The following is a 19,265-nucleotide window of genomic DNA, read 5'->3' on the forward strand; positions in this document are numbered from 1 at the left end:
GAGCCCACAGCAAGCAGTGACCGCAAACTGGTCCCTATCCAATCGTTTCTAATCAACAACAAGGCTGTTTTGCATGCTACAGACGGCATCTCGTCCTTCTTGATATCTGAGGCAGACGGGCTCACCGGCTATTTTGCGGGTATGCGCGCGGTTCGTTCTGTTTTGCAGCATGCTTTGCTCAACGATGGATATATTCCTATACATGCCGCGGCAGTAACAACAGACCTAGCGGCGCTACTGTTTGTTGGTCCAAAGCACGCTGGAAAAACGTCGAGCCTATTGAGTTGTCTTGCCACAGGGCGGTTTGGCTTTATGGCAAACGATACCGTCTTTTTGAAACGCCACAACGAAACGATCGTTGCCAGAGCTGTTCCCGAAGCTGCGGGCCTCAAGCGAGATACGTTGCGTAACGTTTGCAGTGCTACACAGGCCACTTTTGATCTGAGCGCACACATTGATAATAATGCGGCCGGCGACAAAATCTACGTTGCCCCGAGAGATCTTGCCGAAGCTTTTACCTGCCCAGTAAACCTGAGCGCGAGCGTCCGGGCAGCGGTATTCATCACACAGGTCAGTGGCGAATTCGGCTTGTCCAGAATCGACGCCTTGGAGGCGAAGAACTTACTTGTGGCGAACCTATTGACCGAACGGCTGGAAACGTCGGAGGGCGCCGTTCAACGACAACTCATAGCGTCTACGTTGGTCACGGCTCGTCGATTTTCAGCATTCTTGTCCCGACGCAAAACTGATTTTGATCCAAATTGGGCTCTGGATTTGCGTGCAACCCTAGGCTAGACTTCGCTTAAAGCATCGTCATTTCATTGTGGTCTAGGAGGCTCGGATGCGCACTATTAGTGCTATTGCCGTTCTTTGTGTGCCTGCTTTGGCCCACGCGCAAGGATTGGCTCCAGCTCCTGGTGCAGACCCAAACCTAATATTAGATATCTCTCGACTAAAGCTTCAAATTGCGACCGCGCCGACAACGTCGCAACTTGGAATCGCGGGATATGAGGCTCTGACGAACGAATTTCGGCGAAAGCTCGAAGAGGCCGAGCAGAAATACCGCGGCACCGCTTATGAGCCAATTGTACAACAAGACAAGAAGTGGGCGCAGTCGACCTACATGGTCACTGTATCTCGCGAACACATCCCCTCAGAGAAGATTTCGCAAATTCCCCCTTCGGATGTCCAAGGAAAGACTTTCTCCTTCCAGGCAGTGGGCGAAGCAGTCCTTCAGAGCAAGGCAGCTCGCGTTCTGAATGCGCTTGGTCAAGAGGTCAAACCTTCCATGGCGGAGATCGCGATGGCGGGTTCGAGGGTTATTGTTTGATTTGAGAAGCTCGGTTTGATCGTTTTGCTCGTTCTCGATCTGCTTGGTTGTGGCGTCGCACTGTTCATGGTCGCTTAAGCGCCTGATGGCATGCTCCAGCGGGTGAGCGCAGGTTTGCGGCCGTCCGCACAATTAGGGACTTATAGCAAGGAAGTATGCCTAGCATCGGCGCGAGATTACCCACGTGTGGCGTCTCCTTGAATCGGGGAGTTCATTAGGGCTCGCCTACTCCGCCGGCATCGGGACCAGTTTGAATCTCGAGAAGGTCAAGGAGCACGAGACTACCAACGACCTCTACGCATTTCTGACCACGGAGCCCAACGTCAAAGTCGGCGGCAATCACCCAAATGCGATGCCCGTGATTTCGGTTCACTGCCTTCCACGGCACGGCGGAGTGTCAATCGCTAACCCCTTCGTTCTCGATGGGCTCCTTGCCGGTCGCGGCACGCGAGACGTTGAGACCGTACATGCAGACGTCCGACAGTGGCCCGCCGGTAGTCAGCGGCTTGCAAAGAGGTTTGCGATACCGCCTTAAAGTGATCGAACCGGGCATCGTGCTGTGATCGGGATAGCCGTCAGCAAGCGGCTGCCATGACCGCCTTAAACTTTTTTGCCCCGTCTGAACCCTTCGCGGGTTTTGGAAGTGTTCATTTCAGCGAGGACTGCCGTGAGGACACTTTTCGGGATGGCACTAAGCTTTGCCGCGCTGGCAATGACTCCCGCAAAGGCCTGGAACAACTTCGGACATATGGAGGCGGCGGCGGTGGCCTGGAGCCAACTGACCCCCGCGGCCAAGGAAGAGGCCGCTCGGCTCCTCAAGCTCAATCCGCAGTACGAGGACTGGGTGCAGGGTGTGGCGGCCAGCCAGCATGACCAGGTGGCGTTCGTCAAGGCGGCGACCTGGCCCGATCAGATCAAGTCACTTCCTGGCTACACCAGCGACGGCACCCAAAACGGCAACGTCGCGCCGGATACGCCGGAGGCCGCGCAGAACATCGGCTACGTCGATCATTTCCGACACAAGTACTGGCATTTCATCGATCTACCGTTCTCGACCGACGGAACCGCGCTCAAGCAGCCGCAAAGGCCCAACGCACAGACTCAGATCGCCCTTTTCAAGGCCGCGCTCGCGGATAAGACGGCGTCGGACGACTTGCGCTCGTACGACTTGGCATGGTTTCTTCACGTGGCGGGGGACCTGCACCAGCCGCTCCACGCGGCCGCGCGGTTCACGCGTGCGGGAACCGACGGTGACGCTGGCGGCAACGGCGTGAAGATCAAATGCACCAAATGCGGCAGCGCGCGCGAGCTACATGCCTTTTGGGACGGCCTGCTTGGCCCCACCGGCGCGCCCCCCAGCGACGCGATCGCCGCCGGCGCCGCCCTGAAGAAGGTCGACGCTGGATCCACCGACGAGCGGGATTGGATCCAGGAAAGCTTCGTGATCGCGAAGCAGTCGGTATACGCGCCGCCGATCCGGAGCGGCAACGGCCCTTACAAGCTCACAGCTGCCTATCAGTCCCGCGCGCACCGGATCGCAAATCAGCGCATTGCGCTTGCCGGAGCACGGATCGCCGCGATCCTGAATAAGGCGTTCAAGTGATGTGATGGCCTTCCAGCGCGCCAGCGCTGCCGATCCTTTGTTTACTCAACATCAATCATCTTACCTCGTCCGCCCGAACCAGCCCAGTCACATTGATGCTGCAAAGTCTAACCAGGCTCGCCGAAATGCACTGGGGGTCCAACGCGCTCTACTGAGGCCACGAGGTCTCTCTGCCCCGATCCAACTCGGAGGGCCATTTTTTTTTGCACCCCGCCGCTGCGCGCGACCAACATCAACAACCCCGCCGACTTGAGGAAGCAGCGCGAGCAAAACGAGCCGAAGCATCGCGAAATCCTCCGGTGCCGGCCGTACGGCACCGAGGGTAGCCCACGCGACGAGGTTGATGGTGGCCTCGGTTTGAGGGTCCGCATCCCGTCCAACAGCGGCAACGGCGACATCCAAAGCTTGCCTACGCTCGACAACCGTGGCCTCGCGGTCGCGGCAAAACTTCCCCACCCCACCCTTGCACTCGCGATCTCGGGCAACCATCGCATCAGAAAGTGCACCTTGCGCCGCCGTTACGGCTGGCGTGACGCGTGACGCGGCTAACAATCCGATGACGAGGGAGCGGCGTTCCGCAGTTTCTAGCCCAGATACGACACGTCCTTCGCGCGCGACGCGAGCTCCGCCTCGATCCTGTCGATCTCCGCTTGGTTGCTGGCAATAAAGTCGGCGAGCTCGTCGCGTGACATTTCCGAGAGCGACTTTTGCTGAGAGCTCATCTCCTTGCGAGTGGGCGCAATGTGTCCTGCTCGATCCAACACTTTGATCGAGAGATCTGCTCGGACGCGCGCGCTGACGCTTGCATCTTGTAACAACGACTTTGCCACCCGATAGGCCAACGGCGCCCCAACAACAGCCAAGTCCAGCTGGATAGAGTCTGAGATCGCCGCCGCAACGGCCGGCAGCCGCATTGTCTTGTAGACGGATTTTGGGTGATAACCGGCGAGCTCGGCCGCCTCCTCGGGCCGCCTACCCTCGTTCACGATCAGGCGCACCAGTGTCCGCTGCTGCTCTGTCAAGTCATAAGCCGCAATCGAAGGCATACAAACTCCTTAATTCTCGCGAGATGCGTTTGCTGCTGCGATAAGCCGACGCAGATCAATGTTGTATTGCGGCACATTCGGGTTCTTGATCGGGCGCTCCAGTAGGTATGCGGCTACGTTCGGATCAAACCATGCCATATGAATGATCTCGTCAGCGTTCTGCTTGTTCGATGGTAGCATTTCGAGAAGCAACTTGAACCGCTTGATCAAACCGCCGCCGGCGAGATCGCCCTTGAAGTGTCGGACGGCCAGCTGCGCCCAGCCAGGAATGTTGATTTTCTCCGCAGTGTCACTACCCCCGGTCGCCCGCTTCTCGGCCTCCTTGAAGTACGACAGGATCTTGTGCGCTTGGCGCAGATTGTTCATCTCCTCCGGTGAGAAGGTCTTAGCGAGCAGCGCCTCGTTGTCTTTGAACTCCTTGGCCAGCCGCGCGAACTGGACCTCGAGCGTCTCGCCCACTTGACGCGTTCCCTGCACCTTATCGGCAAGGACTTCCGACACGGCGGCTTTCCAGCCTCGTTGCGCTTGTGCGTCGTTGCGGACCAAGGCGCTAATTTCGTCCAGCTTCTTCGATCCACCGTATTTGTCGTTAAGAATGTTTGACGCCGCCTCACTCGGGTCTTCGCGGATCAAAGTGCCAATCACCGACCGGTCCACTTCTGCCTCGGTAGCATTCCTGGCCGTACGGGCGGCCTCGAGATCGGCGCGCGCTTGCGAGTGCATCTGCTCGCCTCGACGTGCCTGTGCGACGATATCGTCGAACTCGCGCCTGATCGCTGGGAACTGCGCCAAGATATCCGCATGATTATCTGCCCACGCTGACGCTCGAATCGGGTTGATCGTGCCGTCCGCATTCAGCGCGGACATAGCCAAGCTCGAGCGGTAGTGGTCCCGGAGCGCTGTTTCGCCGGCGGTCATGGCCCGAGAGCCTTGTAGCGCGCGCGGCAGTGTGGCCGCGGCCTCCGGCGACGACAGGAACCTGCTCGCGGTCTCGCTCGGCGGCGTGGCGCCGCGGTTAAGCTCGCCGTCAGCATTCTGGCCGCCTCGGTCGATCGCCCTGGTGAACTTGGCCATCGGATCGTTCGGCTCCGGGCGGAAGCGCTCGGCGAAGCCTCGATAGTTCGCATTCGCGTCGGCGTAGCCCGGGGCACCCTCGATCGTGCGATTGATCGCCGTGCGGAGGCGGCCCAGATTGTCAGCAAGGTCGAAATTGCCACGCGCTTGCGCCTGCTGCTGCGCCGGACCGATGAACTTGCGGAGATCGGCCAGATCAGCTCCCAGTGCGGTTCCCGGGCCGCCCATGTTGACCATATGGCCGCTCCCCGGCGGATGCTCGACCATCTGCGGCCGCAGCGCATCGAGGCGTCGCATGAAGTCCTCCGGCAGCGTGCCAGGCGCAAGGTCATTGGCCTGGCCGCGGATGCGGTCGATCGCGCCGAAGACGTCATCGGCCGGGAGCTCTTGATTGCGCCCAGGGGCCGCGTCGAATTGACGGTTTTTCTCAGCGCGGGCCGGAATGTAGGTCTCCTCAACCAAGGCCCGGTCGAGGCGCCGGGATGCGTTCGCCTTTGCCTCGGAGTTGGCTATAGCGCTGAGCGGTTGCCCTTGATCGCGTCTGATCTGGTCGAGCGAGCTGACGGCGTCCTCTCGCTGTAGGACGTCGGTTTCTGCGGCGTTCATGCGCTCCGTCCGTGCTTCAGCCGCCCGGCGCATGACAGCGCCCAGATCTGCCTCAGGATCGCGCATCGCCTCCACGCGTTCGGCGGCTGCGGCCTTTACGGCCTGGTCGCGCTTAATGAAGTCGGGAGCAGACTTAAGGCGCGCGCCCTGCTCGGCTGCAATGAGGCCCGGATCTCGGGAGAGCAATCCTGAGGTCGGCATGGCCGATGCCTGGAGCGGCGCTGCGCCGTCATCGGGCTTCGCAAGGCGGGCTGCGTTTTCACGAATGTCCTGGGCAAGGGCCCGAGGCGATCCGGTCGCTGCCGACTGCATCTTGGCCGCGGCACGGTCGACATCGGAGTTGCTGTAGGGCGTCTTGGTGGCCGGATTGAGCGGGATGGGCGCCGGTGCTGATGTGAAGGTCTTCGACGCAATATTTCGGATCAGTCCGCCCAGGCCATCAACGCCTGCCTGCAAGGTGTTCGCGCCCGAAGCCCCGGCCAGTGGTGCAAGTACGTTGGTGACGTCCTTGAGGCCGTGCCCGACATAGTGGCCGAAGACGCTCGCATCGGCCGGAACGTAGTTATCGGAAGCATTGACCGCGACGCCAGCGCCGACGCCTCCGATCGTATCCCCCACTAAGGTCCGCGCCGGCGCTTCCGTGTAAGGGCGCGCCATATGGTCAAGGATCCGCCCGGGCACTGTGTCGGAACGCGTCGTCGCAGCCGCCACCTGCGGAGCCCGCCGCGCCAACATGGCGCCGGTGCCGACGGCTTGGGTGCCGAACCGGTTGGCATCGTAGGCAAGTTTCTCGCTACGCGACATCGTGGCCGGATCGATGACCGGGAGTCCGGTGGCGTCGACGGCCTGCTCGACCAGCTTGGACGCCGGCGTGGCCATCGGGATGTTCGTGCCGAACAGCTTGTTGATGCCGGTGGTAGCAAGATTCTGCGCGCCGGCCACGAGGTCGAACGGGCCGGTGACGATGTCGGTGAGCCCCTTGCCGACGCCTTGCGCGCCGACTTGGAAGTCGCGGACGGCGCCGCCGACACTGCTCGGCAGGACCGATGCGGGGCGCTCGATCGGCTTGGGCGCTGTATTTGCCGGCGTCACAACAAGACGGCCGTTCCGGATGACGACGGGCTCCGTCGCGATGGGCGGCGACGCGTCGAACTGGTCGAACGGATTCGGCGTCTGAGCCGGAACGACAGCGTCGAACTGGTCGAACGGTGGTGTCGGATCGAACGGCGGCTTGTCGAGCCTGTAGCCGGGCGGCAATGGCGGGACCGTAGCTGGCAGATCGAGTTTGTAGCCCGGCGGCAGCGGAGGCATCGGCTGCGGCACACGCGGGCGAGAGCTCAATGCGCGCTGAATCTCCGCTTGGGTGAAGTCGTCTGGAAACTCATGGCGCTGGCCTTCGAACTCTACGAGTTGCGGCATCTTCAGTGCGCCTTGATGGTGTAATTGAGGGTCAAGATGGATGCCGCTGCAACCCGGCACCGCCGGAGCCCACCGTGATAGAAAACGGACCAGGCTGAACCGACAGCGTCGAAGCCCTCGGCGCGCTCGCGCAGATGCTTCACGTCCGTTTTCAACGCACCGAGCGTCTCCGAGACTGCATGGATCTCGCCGGTCATCAGATGTCTCGGCCTCGACGATCAACCCAGCCGTAGGTCGCGACGATCAGCGTCGAGCTCGAGCTGCCCGACACTGCTCTAATCTGGCCATTGGTGTTCGTGCGTATCCGCATTTGCGACGCATGAGCGACGTTCGACGCGGGAACGACCATGTTCATGTTGCCGGCCGGGGTATTAATCGCCGCTGCTGCCTCATCTGGAGAGTTGATCAACCCGCCGACTGACGCACTAGCGTGGTTGAAAAGCACCCTGATCAACGCCTCAACTTTAACCCCGGTTGGCACACTGAGACCGTAAAGCGTGGCCGTCGTACCAAGGTTTGATACGTTCACGTTGGAGCTAGGCGTATCCCACAGAAATTCGTCACCGACCTGGACAAACTTCCCCCACTGGCTTGACCCATCCGTTACCATTGAGCCAATGCGGCGGAACAGCGTGTAATTCTCTGGCAGAGTCGGAGCGCTTGCGCTCAGCGAAACCAGAACGTCAACAACGCCCGTATCAGTACGTTTGATCAGATAGACGTGGTACCAGGTAGACGCCGCAATCGCACCTGTGTCGAGCGCGCCATTGCCAGTGCCTACAGCCCACGCGCTGGTGGTCTTCGTGTAAGCCGAAGCCAGCTTCATGAAATCGGCTTGAGTAGAATCCACCGCGACGCCGGCCGCGACGCCGAAGGTTGCCGACGAACTCGCCGTCGAAAGTGTCAGCCCGGCGAGATAGCCTCTCGAAAGGCCTACGTCAAACTGGATGTCGTTGGTCGAGGCCACCAACCCGTGGCTAAGAGTGAAGACGCCAGTGTTGCCCGCAAGCGACGTAACTCCCCCCGCATCGCCGGCGCGCGAGAACTGCACGGACAACAAATCCGCGGCTGAAAATGTGCCGTTTCCGGTCACGTAGGCGACCGTGATCTGTTCCCAAGTCGTGTTGTCGGTGACAGCGGCCGTAACCCTGAAGATTGCGAACGTTGACGGCGTTCCGATCTTGCGGATCTCGATCGTGCCGCGGTTGACGCTGCTTCCGCTGCCCCACGTCGACAGGTACGAACGGATGTTCGGGTTGCCGGTTGCGTTCGTCAGCGCGCTCACCGCGATCGCAGTGACCGAGGCCAAGGTCGCGTTGTTGAGACGCAGGAGACCCGCCCCGGGATCGGCCATGGTCGTGGTCGCGCTGAAGGCGTATTGATCGCCCATCACGACGGTCGCGTTCGCGGCCGCACTCGTCGCCGACGCCGCAGCGCTTGCAGAGGCAGTACTCGCCGCTGTGGCGCTCGACGCGGCATTCGTCGCCGACGTCGCGGCGTCGGCGGCTTGGGTAGTAGCGATTCCAGCCTGGGCGGTCGCCGTGGCGGCGTCCGCGCTTGCCTGCTCGGCCGCAGCCAAAACGGTGTCGACAGACGTGATGTCGCCAATGGCCGCCTTCACGCTAAACGTAAGCTGGTCGAAACCTACGGACTCATTCGCCAAGGCCCCGTCTGCACGGATGGACTTCTTGAGAAAATCCACGATCTCTGCCGTCGACAACGCGACCTGGTTGAGGTCGGAGTGCACTGACGTTGCTGGCAGTGGCCGATTGGGATTGGCGTTCTGATACGAAACGTAATCGTACTGGCGGAAGTATTTTGTGGGGTAGCCCATTTATCGCCGACGTGGTGAGAGGGAACTGCGCGGGATTGCGCGGTGGGTGCCGTCGGCGAAGCGGCGTAGACGTCCGTGAGATGAAGGTAACTCAGACGCGGTTATCGAAAAATGAATCGAAGATGGCGGTGAAATGAACTAATTCACCCGAGCGAGCCGCGCGCCTTCTTGTTCGAAAGCCCAACGAGCAGCTTCTTTTCCAAGATCGAAAGGCCAGAGCGCCGCGTTTAATGCAACTTCAGCGCCGCACGAGCGGCGACCTTCCTGCGGCAACACCGTGCAAGCAAATCGCTTCGAGAAGAATTCAAAGGAGCCAACTACTCCACCCGTGTAGACGAGCGAGAACACGAAAATTGCGATCCACCTGCTGATAGACGTTCGTTTCCGATAGTGTTGAACGAACGCAGGCGCCGGGAGGGCTGGGGTTGGCGGTCCAGACACTAGTGGGCGGTGGGGCGGGTCGTGTCGGTGATCCCAAGCTTCATCCTGCTCGGCGATGCTCGCCGCTATTGCGAGTGCGCTACGCCGCGCACCTACGCGCGCGTGATACCATGCCCATAGCGTGACAAGTGAAAGCGTCACGGCCGCGAAAATTGCTGCCTGCCACCACATGATGTGATTTCCGAATTTGAAACGATCGACTGAAACACCCTGAACTTCTCAAGAATCCGAAAATTAGTCGAGCGGCTTTGCGGCCTTTGGACTGCGAGCCGGCCCCTCCCCCCGGGGGGCGGATGCCGGGCCGGGGGTGGTCTCCGGCCGGGCCCTTCGCGTTCGCATGCCGGCGCGCGTCAAGTAAGCGAGCCCTTCATCGATCGTCTCGGCCAAGCGCGCCATCATGGCACGCCCCTCTCGCGTAAGCACATCTCCCCGACCAAGGTGAGCCAGGCGTTCACGCTCGAGGTTGCGCTTGGCGCGAATGCCTTGCGCTGTGTAAGCCGGGCATGTCTCGAGTTCGATGATTGCCGCCAGATACTTCGCATCATCTTCACCGGCAGCCAGGACGCGCTTGTGGGCAACGACGGCAGGATCATTTGCGGGTGAAATTCGCTTGTCCTTCATGATGCGCTCCTATTCGGCGCGCTGAGTCTAGCTAAGTCCTTGATGCAAAGCGAATCTCAGAGTCACAAAAGTGCCTGCGGCACAGCTATTTCTTGTATTGTTTTGCGAGTTTGAAAGTCGACAGGCGACAGCTACGCGAGATGAAAAGCGAGCGCGCTCAATAACAAGCGTGTCTGGTTTTACGTATTAGACTTTTCCAGACAAAATATTCGTTGCTGAGTTCTCGGCAGGCCTCATCCTGATCGCGGGTCGAAAGCCCAAACATCAGCCGATAGCCAATCCGGTCAGCGGCGATCACAAATCTTGTCCAGGGGCCGCGCGCGTATGTCCAAGGCGCACGCCCAAAGGTGCGCGGGGCCGTCTGATGTCGGTCATTTCGCCCCTGGACTGCTCATTTGCTCGAAAGGCAAAACATCATGCGCAACTCAGTCGCCCTCCGCACCTCGACGAACTCCAATGATCTCGGCGCCCTGCTCGCTCGCCGCGGTACCGACCTAATCTTAGCCATTGAAGACCGAAACGCACTTGTCAGGTGTCAGGTGAGCTCGGCGATCGCCGCCGCGATGCTGGCGCCGCTCAAAGGCAAGGCCGCTGGTCAATTCCGCGCCCTGCCCGGCAACCTGGTCGAGATCGACGCGGCCGTGACTTTGCCGACGGCGCTGCAGATGATGGAAGCCAAAGCAGCAATCGAGAACAGGCTGCACTGAACCGCTGCGCCGGCCTCTGTCAAAGCCGGCCAAAAGGCTTAAAATCTGCGCTCGTGCTTCCCCGGTGCTTCCCCGTGGGTGGCGCGGGCGCAATCGGCATGGAAAGGAGAACAAATGTCGCCGCAGTTTCAGCGGGTTGGTTGGTCGGGGCAGCTGGATTCGAACCAACGACCTGCAGTACCCAAAACTGCCGCGCTACCAGGCTGCGCTATACCCCGAATGTCCGGCGAGCCCCGTCGATACACGCTTCCCGGAGCGCCAGCAAGCTTTCCAAAGCCGCCGGCCTGGGCCGCAATCGCCCCTGCCCGTCCTATTTGCCGCCGAACAGGGGGTGGCCGACGCGATCACCGGGGCGGATGCCGTACTTCTGCGCCGTCCCCGCCACCACCTCCAGCACGGCCCGGGCGGGTCCCCGGGAGGAGATGATCTTCGTCGACAACGGCTCGGTATTCTCCGCAATGCGCAGGATGCGGCCATCGGCGCGGATGAAGATCATGTCGAGCGACACATAAGTGTTCTTCATCCACATCGAGATTTCCTGCTCGGGATTGAAGTCGAACAGCATGCCTTTGCCGTCGGCCAATTCCTTGCGGTACATCAGGCCGGTCTCCTTCTCCTCCGGGGTCGTTGCCATCTCGACCGAGAACACCTGCACGCCGTTCTTGGTGACGATCTCGAGCGGCTGGAAGCTCGCGGCGCCGGCCGGCGCGCCGGCGACGGCCCAGCCGGCGATGACGAGGATGGCGGCCAGCCAGCCCTTCAGAGCGGACCAGGCGGCCTTTCGATCAGAATTCATCGGGGCTCTCGCGGCGTGGGACTTCAATCAGTCCTTACGCGGCGACCGCCGGAAAAGGAAGAGGCGCGCCGGACTTGCAGCGCGCCTCTGCTCACAATTGCTGGAAGTCATAGCCTTAGTGCGACTGCAATCCCGGCGATCCGGTCTCGGGATGGATCTCGGCCGCCATCATGCCCTTGGAGCCGGGCCCGAAGCGGACCAGCACATACTGGCCCGGCCTCAGCTCAGTCATGCCGAAGCGGCGTAGCGTCTCCATGTGCACGAAGATGTCGGGCGTGCCCTCGCCGCAGGTCAGGAAGCCGAATCCGCGCAGCCGGTTGAACCATTTGACCTGGGCCCGTTCCAGCCCGCTGGTTGGGGTGACCGTGACATGGGTGCGCGGCGGCAGCATCTGCGCCGGGTGGATCGCGGTCGACTCGTCCATCGAAACGACGCGGAAGGCCTGGTAGCCCTTGGCGCGCTGGATGCACTCGACGACGATGCGGGCGCCTTCATAAGCCGTCTGGAAGCCATCGCGCCTAAGCACGGTAACGTGCAGGAGCACGTCCGGCCAGCCATTGTCGGGAACGATGAAGCCGTAACCTTTGGAGGCGTCGAACCATTTGATGACGCCGGTGACCTCGACGAGGTTGGCGCTGGCTTCGCCCAATCCGGTGAAGGGATTGAGCGCATTGTCGCGGCCGGCTCCGCCATGCTCGCCCGGCGTCAATCGCCCTGGCGAGGTGCCCTGTCCGGGAACTCCAAGCTTCTTGGACTCAAATCCGTCCGACGACCCCATAACCCCGGACCCCACACTGCCATGCAACCCGCCACATTGGCGGCGCCCGAATCACGCGCCTTAAGAGAATGTTCTCAATTCGACGCGACGCGAATCTTTCGACTCAAAAGATAACACTCCCGGTTGAGACGCATAGACAAAAAAGAGATTCGCCGGAACCTATGAACAGCTTGCACAGCCGCGAATCAAATTGATGCCTCAATTGCCGACAAAGGGCCCGAGCGTCTCGCCGATGTCGTGGTGGATGACGAGGTCGGCGATGTCGTCCTGCTCGGTCGGCTCGCGATTGATGATCACGAGACGTGCACCGGCGCGCTTGGCCATGATCGGAAAGCCGGCCGCCGGCCAGACCACCAGCGAGGAACCGATCGCGATGAAGAGATCGCATGCCTGCGACAGCGCTGTCGCACGCTGCATCTCCTCGTCTGGCATCATCTGGCCGAAGGAAATCGTGGCGGTCTTCACCGGCTCGTCGCAGGCGGTGCAGTTGGGCGCAGCGCCATCGCCCTCGAAACGCCGCCTCACCCAGTCCAGCGGATAGTCCTGCCCGCAGCCGATGCAGCGCGCATAAGTGGTATTTCCGTGAAGTTCAATCACGTGCTCCGGCGCGAAGCCGGAGGCCTGGTGCAGATTGTCGATGTTCTGGGTGATGACGGCGGGAACCTTGCCGGCGCGGTAGAGCGATGCCAGCGCCCGATGGCCGCGGCCGGGCTTCGCTGCGGCGAAGACCTTCTCCATCGCAAAGCGGCGGCGCCAGGATTCGTCCCGCGCTGACTGGCTCGCGACGAACTCGTCGAACGGGATCGGACGGTTACGCGTCCAAATTCCGCCCGGCGAGCGGAAGTCGGGAATGCCGCATTCGGTCGAGATGCCGGCACCGGTGAACGGCACGATGGTCCTGGCCTCGGCGATCATGTCACCGAGCCGTTCGATACCGCTCTGAAGATCCGATGCGATCAACCGCGCCTCCCGAATAGTTTGGCCTGACAGCAACATGCGCAAGCGGCAAGATCGTTGACGCTCTTATCAAGCGCTAACGCAATGCGCTCGGCAATTTCTTCCGACCTTCGCATATCACAATCCTGCAATGCCTCCTCCCCATTGACGCCCCATTCGGAAGTGCCAATGGATGTGTTGACGCGACTCAACGTGATTGCGGCGGCAGTGCTTGAGTTCGGATGTGCACATACTCAGGTGTAGAGGGGATTTGACATGACCGAAGACGAACAACGCAAAGAGCGCGAACGCGAAGAAATCGCCGCCCGTGTCGCCGCCTTCCGTGCCACGCAGGAAAAGTTCAAGCGCGAGCGCGAGGAATATTTCGTGGCGACGCTGGAGAATGCCCGCAAGGTCGAGCGGCCCTCGCTCTGGCCGTAGGCATCATCGCGCCGGCAAGCGCGAAAATGGGCGAGTAAACAAGACCTGCGAATGAAAAAAGCCCGGAGCTCCGCTCCGGGCTTTTCGCTATTCGCCGACTACCAATGACGGTAGTGGTGGTGACGGTAGTACGGCCCGCCGTAATAGGCGTACGGACCCGGTCCGTAATAGGCGGGACCGTCGTAGTAGCGGTAGCGGGGACCGTAATAGCCATAGGGCTGAGAAGCCGCGACTGCGCCCGCGGTGATTGCGCCGGCGGCGAGGCCGAACGCGAGGCCCGGGCCGATACCGCCGCGGCCACGCGCCTCAGCCGGCGCGGGCGCCGCGACCGCGGTCACACCGACCGCCGCGATGGTGGCCAGAACTGCCAGTGTCTTCTTCATGCTTGTCCTCCTTCGCGTGTCGCGGAGACAACGGCGAGCGCCTGCGATGGTTGCCGCATGGATGGAACCAGCCCGCAGGCGAGAAATGTCGATGAAGCGGGAACGAAACGGCGAGACGGGGGTTAGCCTCTCAAGTGCGGGAGCCTCCGCCATCCGGGTCGAGGCGACAGCACGAAGACCCCGTCAGCATCTCCGCGGTGCTGGCGGGGTTTTCAGTTTCATGGGAGCAGATGGCAGCAGACCATGACGGTTGCCAGCGGGGACGACAATCATGGAGGAGAGTTTGCCCTTATCCGCTTTGCTGGCCCGTATCCGCAAATTGGTTCCCAGATCCGAGGATGAACATTACGACGAGATCGTCCGCAGCTTCGGTGTCGGCACGCTGCGCCCGCCGCCGACGCCGATGAGCGACCGCGAGCTGGCGCAGGCCATCGCCGAGTTCCTCAAGGAGCAGCCGTCGAGCGAATCCGTCGCGACCCTCGGCCGCCGGCTCGACCCGACCACCCGGCTCTGAGTTTCTTCGCAGGAGTATGGAACCAGGAATGCGCGCGGACGTTGAGTCCGTTCCCTGCTGAGCGGAGAGAAAGAGATATGCCCGCCTGGCTCGAAGTCTTGCTCAACCTGTCCGGCTATGCCGGCTTCGTGGCGCTCGCCTCGCGCGGCGCCGGATGCCCGCAGGCGCGGGCCGATGACCGCCGTTGCGGCGACGAGCGTTAATTGGCGCGCGGCGTTAATTGGCGCGCGCGGCTTGGCCTGCCGTGCGGACCAGCCGGTCGGCCTTGACCGCAACGCGCGTGTCCTCGGCCTGCGGCCGCAGCGAGAAGCTGATCACAACGAAAGCAAGGCAGAACAGCGTGCCGACGACGGCGACGCGCCGGTAGGTGTGCCGGTCGCCTTGGAAAAAGGACGGAGCTGAAAAAGGCATCATGGCAAATTGCTGCTTGGGCAAATCGTTTTCGGCAAAGGCGTTTCTTGCTTGTCTTTGCCGAACACCTACCCCAAGGCGCAGCAAGCGCAACGCGATTGGGCTTTTAACCTAACCGAATAGGGTTATCGGCATCCGTATAAGCTATCGTTAGCCAGACGCATCCGGCACCTTCGCGGCGAGAGCGGCGCAAGAACGCCCGGCTTTGTTCCAGCTTCGACTCCGTTTCGTTCGCGAAGAACGAATCGGAGTCGCAAGAATGCGCGGAGAGCAACTCCTAACGATCGATGAAAGCGCTCACACCATCGACGCGGCAGGACCCTTCTTCGACAAGTCTCTTCCTCGACGAGTGTCTTCTGCAACAGACTCTTCATCGACGAAACTTCGAGAAGACTCTTCGCCGGCAAGCAGCGCGGCGAGAGATCAAGCGTGCCCCCTCGGAGCGGATCGCGCTTACGCGTTGCCGCGTGGCGTCGACAAAGTCAGGCGGCCCTCTTCGGCTTCTCCTTCGAGAAGCATTCGAGGATCTGGATGCGCAGCTCCTCCGCCGCAGGGCCCTCGACCTTTCTGAGTTCGTTCCAGAGCCTGATCACTTCGCGCTGTTTTTCGACGGTCATGAGCAACCTCCAACGGTCCATCAAGGCGCCTCACTAGAACAAAATGAGAACAAAAAGTCCAGCCCCGGACGTAAAATTTTGGTGGGGCGGCGTTGAACCTTTTCGGCGCGGCAAGCACCTATGGAAGCTGGGGATTTCAGCGCCCAGTTACACGGCAGCGCCGCCTGACGAACATACTCCGTCGTGGCGGCGCTGTTGCTTTTTGCGATTTCAACTTTAGGTTAAAGCCATGGCTGTCGGCCAGGCGCTGAAATCCCAACGCCGTCAGCCAGAAAAGCCTCGCGCGAAAGCGCGGGGCTTTTTCTTGTGAAGCGGATGAGGATGGTGAGGGAACGAAGCTCGTCGTTCAGGACGAAGGGAGTACCGCGTGCTGTTTACCCTGATGGTCGTCTTGATGTTCGGCCATCGCGATGGCCGAGCACCACCTGGTCCTCGGCCGTTGATTGCTGCGCCGGCGCGTCAATGAGCCCACCGCACCGACATCCCCGGCACGTCAGACGGCGTCCTTGGCCACCTTCAGCGGCGAGGCCTTGACCGACTTGCTGGCGGGCTTCGCTGCAAACTGCATCGGCTCCTTGGTGAAGGGATTGATGCCCATGCGGGCTTCGGTCGCCGGCTTGTTCACGACCGACATCTTCACGAAGCCGGGAATGACGAACTCGCCGGACTCGTTGAGCTCCTTGTAGCCGACCGTCGCCATGTACTCGATCACCGACTTCACGTCGTTCTTCGAAAGCTGCGTGCCCTCGGCAATTGCATCGATCAATTGGGTCTTCGTCATCTTCGCCATGGTCTGAATTCCTTTGAATGGGTGCGCGGAGCAATTCTGCTGCTGGGGACGCGGCCGGACCCGCGAGTGCGCGCTGCTGATTCATGCCAGAAGTCATGAAGCGATCGGGCTTAGACCCTATCGAGGCCAAAAACGCAAGCACGGGCTCCGCGAGGTTCCCGACTTCCTGTGCAAGACGTTGCAGGACCTGCAATTTTAGGACCTGCAATTTCTCGAGCCTGACACAGCGCCGCGGCTGCTATAAGCCAGGAAGGGTATTTGATGGGGTTCTGATGAAGGTCGCTATCGTCATCGCAGGTTTGATCGTGGTCGCCGTCGCAGCCCTCGTCGCGATCCAGCCTAGCTTCTTGAAGCCTGCGTCCTTCGCCCTCGTGAAAAAGTCCGACATGTTCGGCTTCTCGCCCGGGATGACATTCGAGGAGGCCAACAAGCTCGTCGCGCGACGCCACTATCTCTGCCGGCCGAGCCGAGGTCCGTACACGCTTGCGTGCGACATCAACGGCGCCAAGGTCGCCGTCGACGGCGACGAGACCGATCCCAGGCATCCGATCTGGCGCGTCAATGCGACGCTGAACAATCCGGGATCGCAGGAAGCTGCCGTCAAATCCATCTCCGACCAGTTCAACGCCTCGGCCATCAAGGACCGGGAAGGCTGGATCTGGATCGTCGGCCGCGGTTTCAAGCTGAGCTATGACGGCGCCAGCTTGACTCTCGTCGACGAGGCCGCCGAGGCCAGGCTGCGCAAGGAGGACGCCAAGCGCTAGATCGCATCGCGCTTCCTCGTTCGTGAAACTTGTGGCCGGCGATCCGTTGTTGACGCTTCAGTAACCTAACGCGACCAAGCTTCTGTCAGGTTGGTTGCGTTGGAGTATCCTCAAAGTGCTGGATTTTAACGAGCTGCGTGAACTCGCGGCAGATGTTCGTGTTTTTGTCGATGTCGCCGAAGACAAGGCCGAGGCGCTCAGAGCCGTGATCGCGGCCTACGACGTGGTGCTGGCGATCTTCCCCGTCGATGACGGCATGGGCCTCCACGTCATCAAGGGCAAGGGGATCCTGGACCAGATCGCGACGTCGCGCACACACGCGATGTACAGCCACACGGCGATCGCGGTTCCAGATCTCGCCCATGCCGAAGCGCTCAAGTTCCTGACGGCGCCGGTCGAACAGCGGATTGCGGCCTGAGCATCGTTCGGCCGCTCCGCTCGCGTAGAGCGGCGCGGCGACATGAAGCAGCCTTGTCCGGACGCGCGGGCTCAAGCGGTTCGCCGCTTCCGTCGCAGGCCGATGCGCGTGCCCGGCAGATTGATGCCAAGCTCGATCGCGCGCGACCTGATCGATGCAATGGGGCGCTTGAGCTTCACGATCATCAGCGTCAGGCTCTTGCCGGTTTCACACATGGATCGAAGCAGCCGGTCGTCGTCTTCCGACCAGCGTTCGTGATTGTAGGTGCGGGCAGCCATCGACGTTTGCCTCTGAGGCCAATGAGGCGGGACCTTAAGCGGGAGAATGTCAAAGGACCCAGCTTCGCCTGTTCTGAGCGCGGCGGCTGGGTGTCAGTTGAAGGGCGGCTTGTTACGCTGCCGCCTGACGCAGAGATAGTTTTTCGGCGTCGATTTTCAACCGACTTACGGATTTGTAATGGCCCGGCGCGGGCGCATCCACGTTCCAGCGACGCGGCGCACTTTCGTTTGAACTTTCTTGCCGCTCGCGCGTCTTACAGTTGAAGCGTCCCTAAGCTTCACCTCGACAGAGAACCCCGCTTCCTCAAGGGCGGGGTTTTCGCTTTTGGCGCTGCATCAGCTCGCCCGGGATTTCAAGCGCTCTTTGCCGTTGACCCGGCGGCCGTCCGGCCGCACTTTTTGCGACGGGCAGGGTTTTGAGGAGCCGTGATGCCGAAAACCCTTGTGGAATTCAGGGCGCAGAACCTTCGTTTGCTCGAGCGGCTTTGTCCCGACGACCCGCGCTACATCGCGGCCTGGCTGAAGCAGTTCGACGAGCAGAACGGGATCACACCAAGAGCTGGTCCGAAGTCCGGCAAGAGCCGTGCGGCTGCCTCTCCGCGAAGCAAGACCGCTTCGCCCGCGCGCACGAGGTCAGCGCCCTCCTCCTCGGTCTCACCGCGCTGATCGGCAACGATAGCCGCGCAGTCCCGAGAGCCGCTTGGGCGCTCACGGAATGTCCGCGGCCTTCCGGTTGTCCCCGATCGAAACCGGCTTGTTGAGGAAATACTCGCGATTGCCGGTCGCCGCTTCCGCGTATTGGTCGATGGCGACGATGATGGCCTGGACGTGGGCATAGCACCACCCTTCCCGCGTCGCTCTGCGGCGAACGTCCTCGAGCGCAGTCAGGAAGGGCGACAGGTCTCGCTCGTCGTCGAACCACCGCCTGCTCACCACGTCCTCCCGCCGAGCACCCTGCCCTTGGTCTGGCGCGGCTCTGCCGCCTTCAGCGCGTCGCGTTGCGCGCACAGGCTCTCGACCTTCGCCTCCATCCGCGACAGCAGCGCTTCGGCCGAGGCCGTCCCGATCCCCGCCCGCTGCAGCTGGAGGATCTCCTTCCTCTGCCTGCCCATCTGGATGCGCATCCGTTCGATCTCCCGCCTGAGAAAGTCCAGGTCCGGCATTGTTCCGCCTCGCGAATTCGAGATATGGCCCATGAGAACAAAAACGGAACGAAGAGTCGAGTCCGACGTTCTACGGAAAACGGAATAGGAGATGTGCGATGGCCGACAACACCCGGAAGGACCCGAAGGATTGGGTTTCCGGCGACGATCCGATGACGGGAGCCCAGGAATCCTATCTCAAGACCCTCGCCGAGCAGGCGCACCAGGACCTGCCCGAGGACGAGCTGACCAAGGCCGAGGCCTCGGAGCTGATCGACAAGATGCGGCAAAAGGCCGGGCTGGACGAGTGAGCCGT

Annotated in this window: 28 protein-coding genes, 1 tRNA gene and 1 pseudogene; 13 read left to right on the forward strand and 17 right to left on the reverse strand. The window is 61.4% G+C overall.

The window, feature by feature from the left end:
• The 5 genes and pseudogenes from XF30_RS37840 to XF30_RS38200 all read left to right on the forward strand — a co-directional run.
• Positions 1-795, forward strand: a 795-nt coding sequence (locus tag XF30_RS37840; RefSeq protein WP_502696136.1) for a phosphoenolpyruvate carboxykinase (ATP), incomplete at its 5' end; no start/stop codon positions are given.
• 46 nt (positions 796-841) lie between these two features.
• On the forward strand, positions 842-1,330 hold the full coding sequence (locus XF30_RS22135) for a hypothetical protein (RefSeq protein ID WP_109143854.1): 489 nt from the start codon (positions 842-844) through the stop codon (positions 1,328-1,330).
• A gap of 220 nt (positions 1,331-1,550) precedes the next feature.
• Positions 1,551-1,694, forward strand: a pseudogene (locus XF30_RS39440) (SOS response-associated peptidase); the annotation flags it as partial.
• 303 nt (positions 1,695-1,997) lie between these two features.
• On the forward strand, positions 1,998-2,933 hold the full coding sequence (locus XF30_RS22145) for a S1/P1 nuclease (RefSeq protein WP_244608998.1): 936 nt from the start codon (positions 1,998-2,000) through the stop codon (positions 2,931-2,933).
• A gap of 249 nt (positions 2,934-3,182) precedes the next feature.
• Positions 3,183-3,473 (forward strand): hypothetical protein, encoded by a 291-nt coding sequence (locus XF30_RS38200; protein ID WP_158284409.1) that lies wholly within the window; start codon positions 3,183-3,185, stop codon positions 3,471-3,473.
• A gap of 44 nt (positions 3,474-3,517) precedes the next feature.
• On the opposite strand, the gene XF30_RS22155 is transcribed toward XF30_RS38200, so the two are convergent.
• The 6 genes from XF30_RS22155 to XF30_RS22175 form a co-directional block, all read right to left on the reverse strand.
• Positions 3,518-3,979: a DUF1192 family protein gene (locus XF30_RS22155; RefSeq protein WP_109143856.1), complete on the reverse strand. Its 462-nt coding sequence runs from the start codon at positions 3,977-3,979 to the stop codon at positions 3,518-3,520.
• A 9-nt stretch (positions 3,980-3,988) separates the two neighbouring features.
• Positions 3,989-7,078: a hypothetical protein gene (locus tag XF30_RS22160; RefSeq protein ID WP_109143857.1), complete on the reverse strand. Its 3,090-nt coding sequence runs from the start codon at positions 7,076-7,078 to the stop codon at positions 3,989-3,991.
• A 2-nt stretch (positions 7,079-7,080) separates the two neighbouring features.
• A complete protein-coding gene (locus tag XF30_RS22165; RefSeq protein WP_109143858.1) occupies positions 7,081-7,275 on the reverse strand; it encodes a hypothetical protein in 195 nt (64 codons plus the stop codon).
• Positions 7,275-8,912, reverse strand: a complete 1,638-nt coding sequence (locus XF30_RS22170; protein WP_109143859.1) for a hypothetical protein — start codon at positions 8,910-8,912, stop codon at positions 7,275-7,277. The genes XF30_RS22165 and XF30_RS22170 overlap by 1 nt, the downstream gene beginning before the upstream one ends.
• Positions 8,913-9,050: 138 nt before the next feature.
• Positions 9,051-9,260 carry a hypothetical protein gene (locus XF30_RS37845; RefSeq protein WP_146207744.1) on the reverse strand — a complete coding sequence of 70 codons (210 nt, stop codon included), beginning with the start codon at positions 9,258-9,260 and terminating at the stop codon, positions 9,051-9,053.
• Between the two features lie 327 nt (positions 9,261-9,587).
• Positions 9,588-9,974 (reverse strand): hypothetical protein, encoded by a 387-nt coding sequence (locus XF30_RS22175; protein WP_109143860.1) that lies wholly within the window; start codon positions 9,972-9,974, stop codon positions 9,588-9,590.
• A 416-nt stretch (positions 9,975-10,390) separates the two neighbouring features.
• On the opposite strand from XF30_RS22175, the gene XF30_RS37850 reads away from it, so the two are divergent.
• Positions 10,391-10,681 carry a hypothetical protein gene (locus XF30_RS37850; protein WP_146207745.1) on the forward strand — a complete coding sequence of 97 codons (291 nt, stop codon included), beginning with the start codon at positions 10,391-10,393 and terminating at the stop codon, positions 10,679-10,681.
• A gap of 141 nt (positions 10,682-10,822) precedes the next feature.
• Here the strand turns inward: XF30_RS37850 and XF30_RS22180 are convergent.
• The 4 genes from XF30_RS22180 to XF30_RS22195 all read right to left on the reverse strand — a co-directional run bounded on the left by XF30_RS22180 (position 10,823) and on the right by XF30_RS22195 (position 13,215).
• Positions 10,823-10,899, reverse strand: a tRNA-Pro gene (locus XF30_RS22180).
• A gap of 92 nt (positions 10,900-10,991) precedes the next feature.
• Entirely contained in the window at positions 10,992-11,477 is a 486-nt protein-coding gene (locus tag XF30_RS22185) for a DUF192 domain-containing protein (protein WP_035999663.1), read from the reverse strand.
• A 115-nt stretch (positions 11,478-11,592) separates the two neighbouring features.
• The gene (locus XF30_RS22190) at positions 11,593-12,255 is read right to left on the reverse strand and encodes a cold-shock protein (RefSeq protein ID WP_157284234.1); all 663 of its coding nucleotides are present in this window, start codon (positions 12,253-12,255) and stop codon (positions 11,593-11,595) included.
• Between the two features lie 198 nt (positions 12,256-12,453).
• On the reverse strand, positions 12,454-13,215 hold the full coding sequence (locus tag XF30_RS22195; RefSeq protein WP_192893219.1) for an SIR2 family NAD-dependent protein deacylase: 762 nt from the start codon (positions 13,213-13,215) through the stop codon (positions 12,454-12,456).
• A 252-nt stretch (positions 13,216-13,467) separates the two neighbouring features.
• Between XF30_RS22195 and XF30_RS38605 the strand changes: the two genes are divergently transcribed.
• Positions 13,468-13,632, forward strand: a complete 165-nt coding sequence (locus XF30_RS38605) for a hypothetical protein (protein WP_167361660.1) — start codon at positions 13,468-13,470, stop codon at positions 13,630-13,632.
• Between the two features lie 98 nt (positions 13,633-13,730).
• On the opposite strand, the gene XF30_RS22200 is transcribed toward XF30_RS38605, so the two are convergent.
• Positions 13,731-14,015: a hypothetical protein gene (locus XF30_RS22200; protein WP_036045604.1), complete on the reverse strand. Its 285-nt coding sequence runs from the start codon at positions 14,013-14,015 to the stop codon at positions 13,731-13,733.
• Between the two features lie 271 nt (positions 14,016-14,286).
• Between XF30_RS22200 and XF30_RS22205 the strand changes: the two genes are divergently transcribed.
• Positions 14,287-14,529, forward strand: coding sequence for a hypothetical protein (locus tag XF30_RS22205; RefSeq protein ID WP_244608999.1), 243 nt, complete (start codon positions 14,287-14,289; stop codon positions 14,527-14,529).
• Between the two features lie 77 nt (positions 14,530-14,606).
• A complete protein-coding gene (locus XF30_RS39845; RefSeq protein ID WP_057029130.1) occupies positions 14,607-14,732 on the forward strand; it encodes a hypothetical protein in 126 nt (41 codons plus the stop codon).
• Between the two features lie 13 nt (positions 14,733-14,745).
• Here XF30_RS39845 and XF30_RS22215 read toward each other — a convergent pair whose 3' ends face one another.
• From XF30_RS22215 to XF30_RS22220, 3 genes are all read right to left on the reverse strand, one after another.
• Complete coding sequence (locus XF30_RS22215; protein ID WP_036045621.1) at positions 14,746-14,943, reverse strand: hypothetical protein; 198 nt, start codon at positions 14,941-14,943, stop codon at positions 14,746-14,748.
• Positions 14,944-15,422: 479 nt separating this feature from the next.
• Positions 15,423-15,557, reverse strand: coding sequence for a hypothetical protein (locus XF30_RS39850; RefSeq protein WP_260347228.1), 135 nt, complete (start codon positions 15,555-15,557; stop codon positions 15,423-15,425).
• 493 nt (positions 15,558-16,050) lie between these two features.
• Positions 16,051-16,347 (reverse strand): HU family DNA-binding protein, encoded by a 297-nt coding sequence (locus tag XF30_RS22220; protein WP_008558895.1) that lies wholly within the window; start codon positions 16,345-16,347, stop codon positions 16,051-16,053.
• Between the two features lie 272 nt (positions 16,348-16,619).
• On the opposite strand from XF30_RS22220, the gene XF30_RS22225 reads away from it, so the two are divergent.
• Together XF30_RS22225 and XF30_RS22230 are read left to right on the forward strand one after the other, a co-directional pair.
• Positions 16,620-17,111 (forward strand): hypothetical protein, encoded by a 492-nt coding sequence (locus XF30_RS22225; protein ID WP_109143863.1) that lies wholly within the window; start codon positions 16,620-16,622, stop codon positions 17,109-17,111.
• A gap of 115 nt (positions 17,112-17,226) precedes the next feature.
• Positions 17,227-17,529, forward strand: a complete 303-nt coding sequence (locus tag XF30_RS22230) for a hypothetical protein (RefSeq protein ID WP_036022979.1) — start codon at positions 17,227-17,229, stop codon at positions 17,527-17,529.
• A gap of 71 nt (positions 17,530-17,600) precedes the next feature.
• On the opposite strand, the gene XF30_RS22235 is transcribed toward XF30_RS22230, so the two are convergent.
• On the reverse strand, positions 17,601-17,807 hold the full coding sequence (locus XF30_RS22235) for a hypothetical protein (RefSeq protein ID WP_036022978.1): 207 nt from the start codon (positions 17,805-17,807) through the stop codon (positions 17,601-17,603).
• A gap of 429 nt (positions 17,808-18,236) precedes the next feature.
• Here XF30_RS22235 and XF30_RS37855 point away from each other — a divergent pair, with 429 nt between their 5' ends.
• Positions 18,237-18,473 carry a hypothetical protein gene (locus tag XF30_RS37855; RefSeq protein WP_146207746.1) on the forward strand — a complete coding sequence of 79 codons (237 nt, stop codon included), beginning with the start codon at positions 18,237-18,239 and terminating at the stop codon, positions 18,471-18,473.
• Between the two features lie 42 nt (positions 18,474-18,515).
• Here XF30_RS37855 and XF30_RS22240 read toward each other — a convergent pair whose 3' ends face one another.
• Both XF30_RS22240 and XF30_RS22245 read right to left on the reverse strand, forming a co-directional pair.
• Complete coding sequence (locus tag XF30_RS22240) at positions 18,516-18,740, reverse strand: hypothetical protein (protein ID WP_085974320.1); 225 nt, start codon at positions 18,738-18,740, stop codon at positions 18,516-18,518.
• Positions 18,737-18,970 carry a hypothetical protein gene (locus XF30_RS22245; protein ID WP_036022975.1) on the reverse strand — a complete coding sequence of 78 codons (234 nt, stop codon included), beginning with the start codon at positions 18,968-18,970 and terminating at the stop codon, positions 18,737-18,739. Before XF30_RS22245 ends, XF30_RS22240 begins: the two co-directional genes overlap by 4 nt.
• Positions 18,971-19,068: 98 nt before the next feature.
• Here XF30_RS22245 and XF30_RS22250 point away from each other — a divergent pair, with 98 nt between their 5' ends.
• Entirely contained in the window at positions 19,069-19,260 is a 192-nt protein-coding gene (locus XF30_RS22250) for a DUF3072 domain-containing protein (protein ID WP_035999694.1), read from the forward strand.
• The last annotated feature ends 5 nt before the right edge of the window (positions 19,261-19,265 follow it).

The sequence above is a fragment of the Bradyrhizobium sp. SUTN9-2 genome (genome assembly GCF_003122645.1).
In the GTDB taxonomy this organism is placed as follows: domain Bacteria; phylum Pseudomonadota; class Alphaproteobacteria; order Rhizobiales; family Xanthobacteraceae; genus Bradyrhizobium; species Bradyrhizobium yuanmingense.

Bases quoted from the DNA above. Each gene is read 5' to 3' on its own strand.
- XF30_RS22175 (WP_109143860.1), bottom strand. From the start codon at position 9,974: ATGAAGGACAAGCGAATTTCACCCGCAAATGATCCTGCCGTCGTTGCC.
- XF30_RS22185 (WP_035999663.1), bottom strand. From the start codon at position 11,477: ATGAATTCTGATCGAAAGGCCGCCTGGTCCGCTCTGAAGGGCTGGCTG.
- XF30_RS22170 (WP_109143859.1), bottom strand. From the start codon at position 8,912: ATGGGCTACCCCACAAAATACTTCCGCCAGTACGATTACGTTTCGTAT.
- XF30_RS22220 (WP_008558895.1), bottom strand. From the start codon at position 16,347: ATGGCGAAGATGACGAAGACCCAATTGATCGATGCAATTGCCGAGGGC.
- XF30_RS22250 (WP_035999694.1), top strand. From the start codon at position 19,069: ATGGCCGACAACACCCGGAAGGACCCGAAGGATTGGGTTTCCGGCGAC.
- XF30_RS22245 (WP_036022975.1), bottom strand. From the start codon at position 18,970: ATGCCGGACCTGGACTTTCTCAGGCGGGAGATCGAACGGATGCGCATC.
- XF30_RS22200 (WP_036045604.1), bottom strand. From the start codon at position 14,015: ATGAAGAAGACACTGGCAGTTCTGGCCACCATCGCGGCGGTCGGTGTG.
- XF30_RS22155 (WP_109143856.1), bottom strand. From the start codon at position 3,979: ATGCCTTCGATTGCGGCTTATGACTTGACAGAGCAGCAGCGGACACTG.
- XF30_RS22235 (WP_036022978.1), bottom strand. From the start codon at position 17,807: ATGGCTGCCCGCACCTACAATCACGAACGCTGGTCGGAAGACGACGAC.
- XF30_RS22225 (WP_109143863.1), top strand. From the start codon at position 16,620: ATGAAGGTCGCTATCGTCATCGCAGGTTTGATCGTGGTCGCCGTCGCA.
- XF30_RS39850 (WP_260347228.1), bottom strand. From the start codon at position 15,557: ATGACCGTCGAAAAACAGCGCGAAGTGATCAGGCTCTGGAACGAACTC.
- XF30_RS22205 (WP_244608999.1), top strand. From the start codon at position 14,287: ATGGAGGAGAGTTTGCCCTTATCCGCTTTGCTGGCCCGTATCCGCAAA.
- XF30_RS39845 (WP_057029130.1), top strand. From the start codon at position 14,607: ATGCCCGCCTGGCTCGAAGTCTTGCTCAACCTGTCCGGCTATGCCGGC.
- XF30_RS22165 (WP_109143858.1), bottom strand. From the start codon at position 7,275: ATGACCGGCGAGATCCATGCAGTCTCGGAGACGCTCGGTGCGTTGAAA.
- XF30_RS22190 (WP_157284234.1), bottom strand. From the start codon at position 12,255: ATGGGGTCGTCGGACGGATTTGAGTCCAAGAAGCTTGGAGTTCCCGGA.
- XF30_RS22160 (WP_109143857.1), bottom strand. From the start codon at position 7,078: ATGCCGCAACTCGTAGAGTTCGAAGGCCAGCGCCATGAGTTTCCAGAC.
- XF30_RS22135 (WP_109143854.1), top strand. From the start codon at position 842: ATGCGCACTATTAGTGCTATTGCCGTTCTTTGTGTGCCTGCTTTGGCC.
- XF30_RS37855 (WP_146207746.1), top strand. From the start codon at position 18,237: ATGCCGAAAACCCTTGTGGAATTCAGGGCGCAGAACCTTCGTTTGCTC.
- XF30_RS38605 (WP_167361660.1), top strand. From the start codon at position 13,468: ATGACCGAAGACGAACAACGCAAAGAGCGCGAACGCGAAGAAATCGCC.
- XF30_RS22215 (WP_036045621.1), bottom strand. From the start codon at position 14,943: ATGATGCCTTTTTCAGCTCCGTCCTTTTTCCAAGGCGACCGGCACACC.
- XF30_RS37850 (WP_146207745.1), top strand. From the start codon at position 10,391: ATGCGCAACTCAGTCGCCCTCCGCACCTCGACGAACTCCAATGATCTC.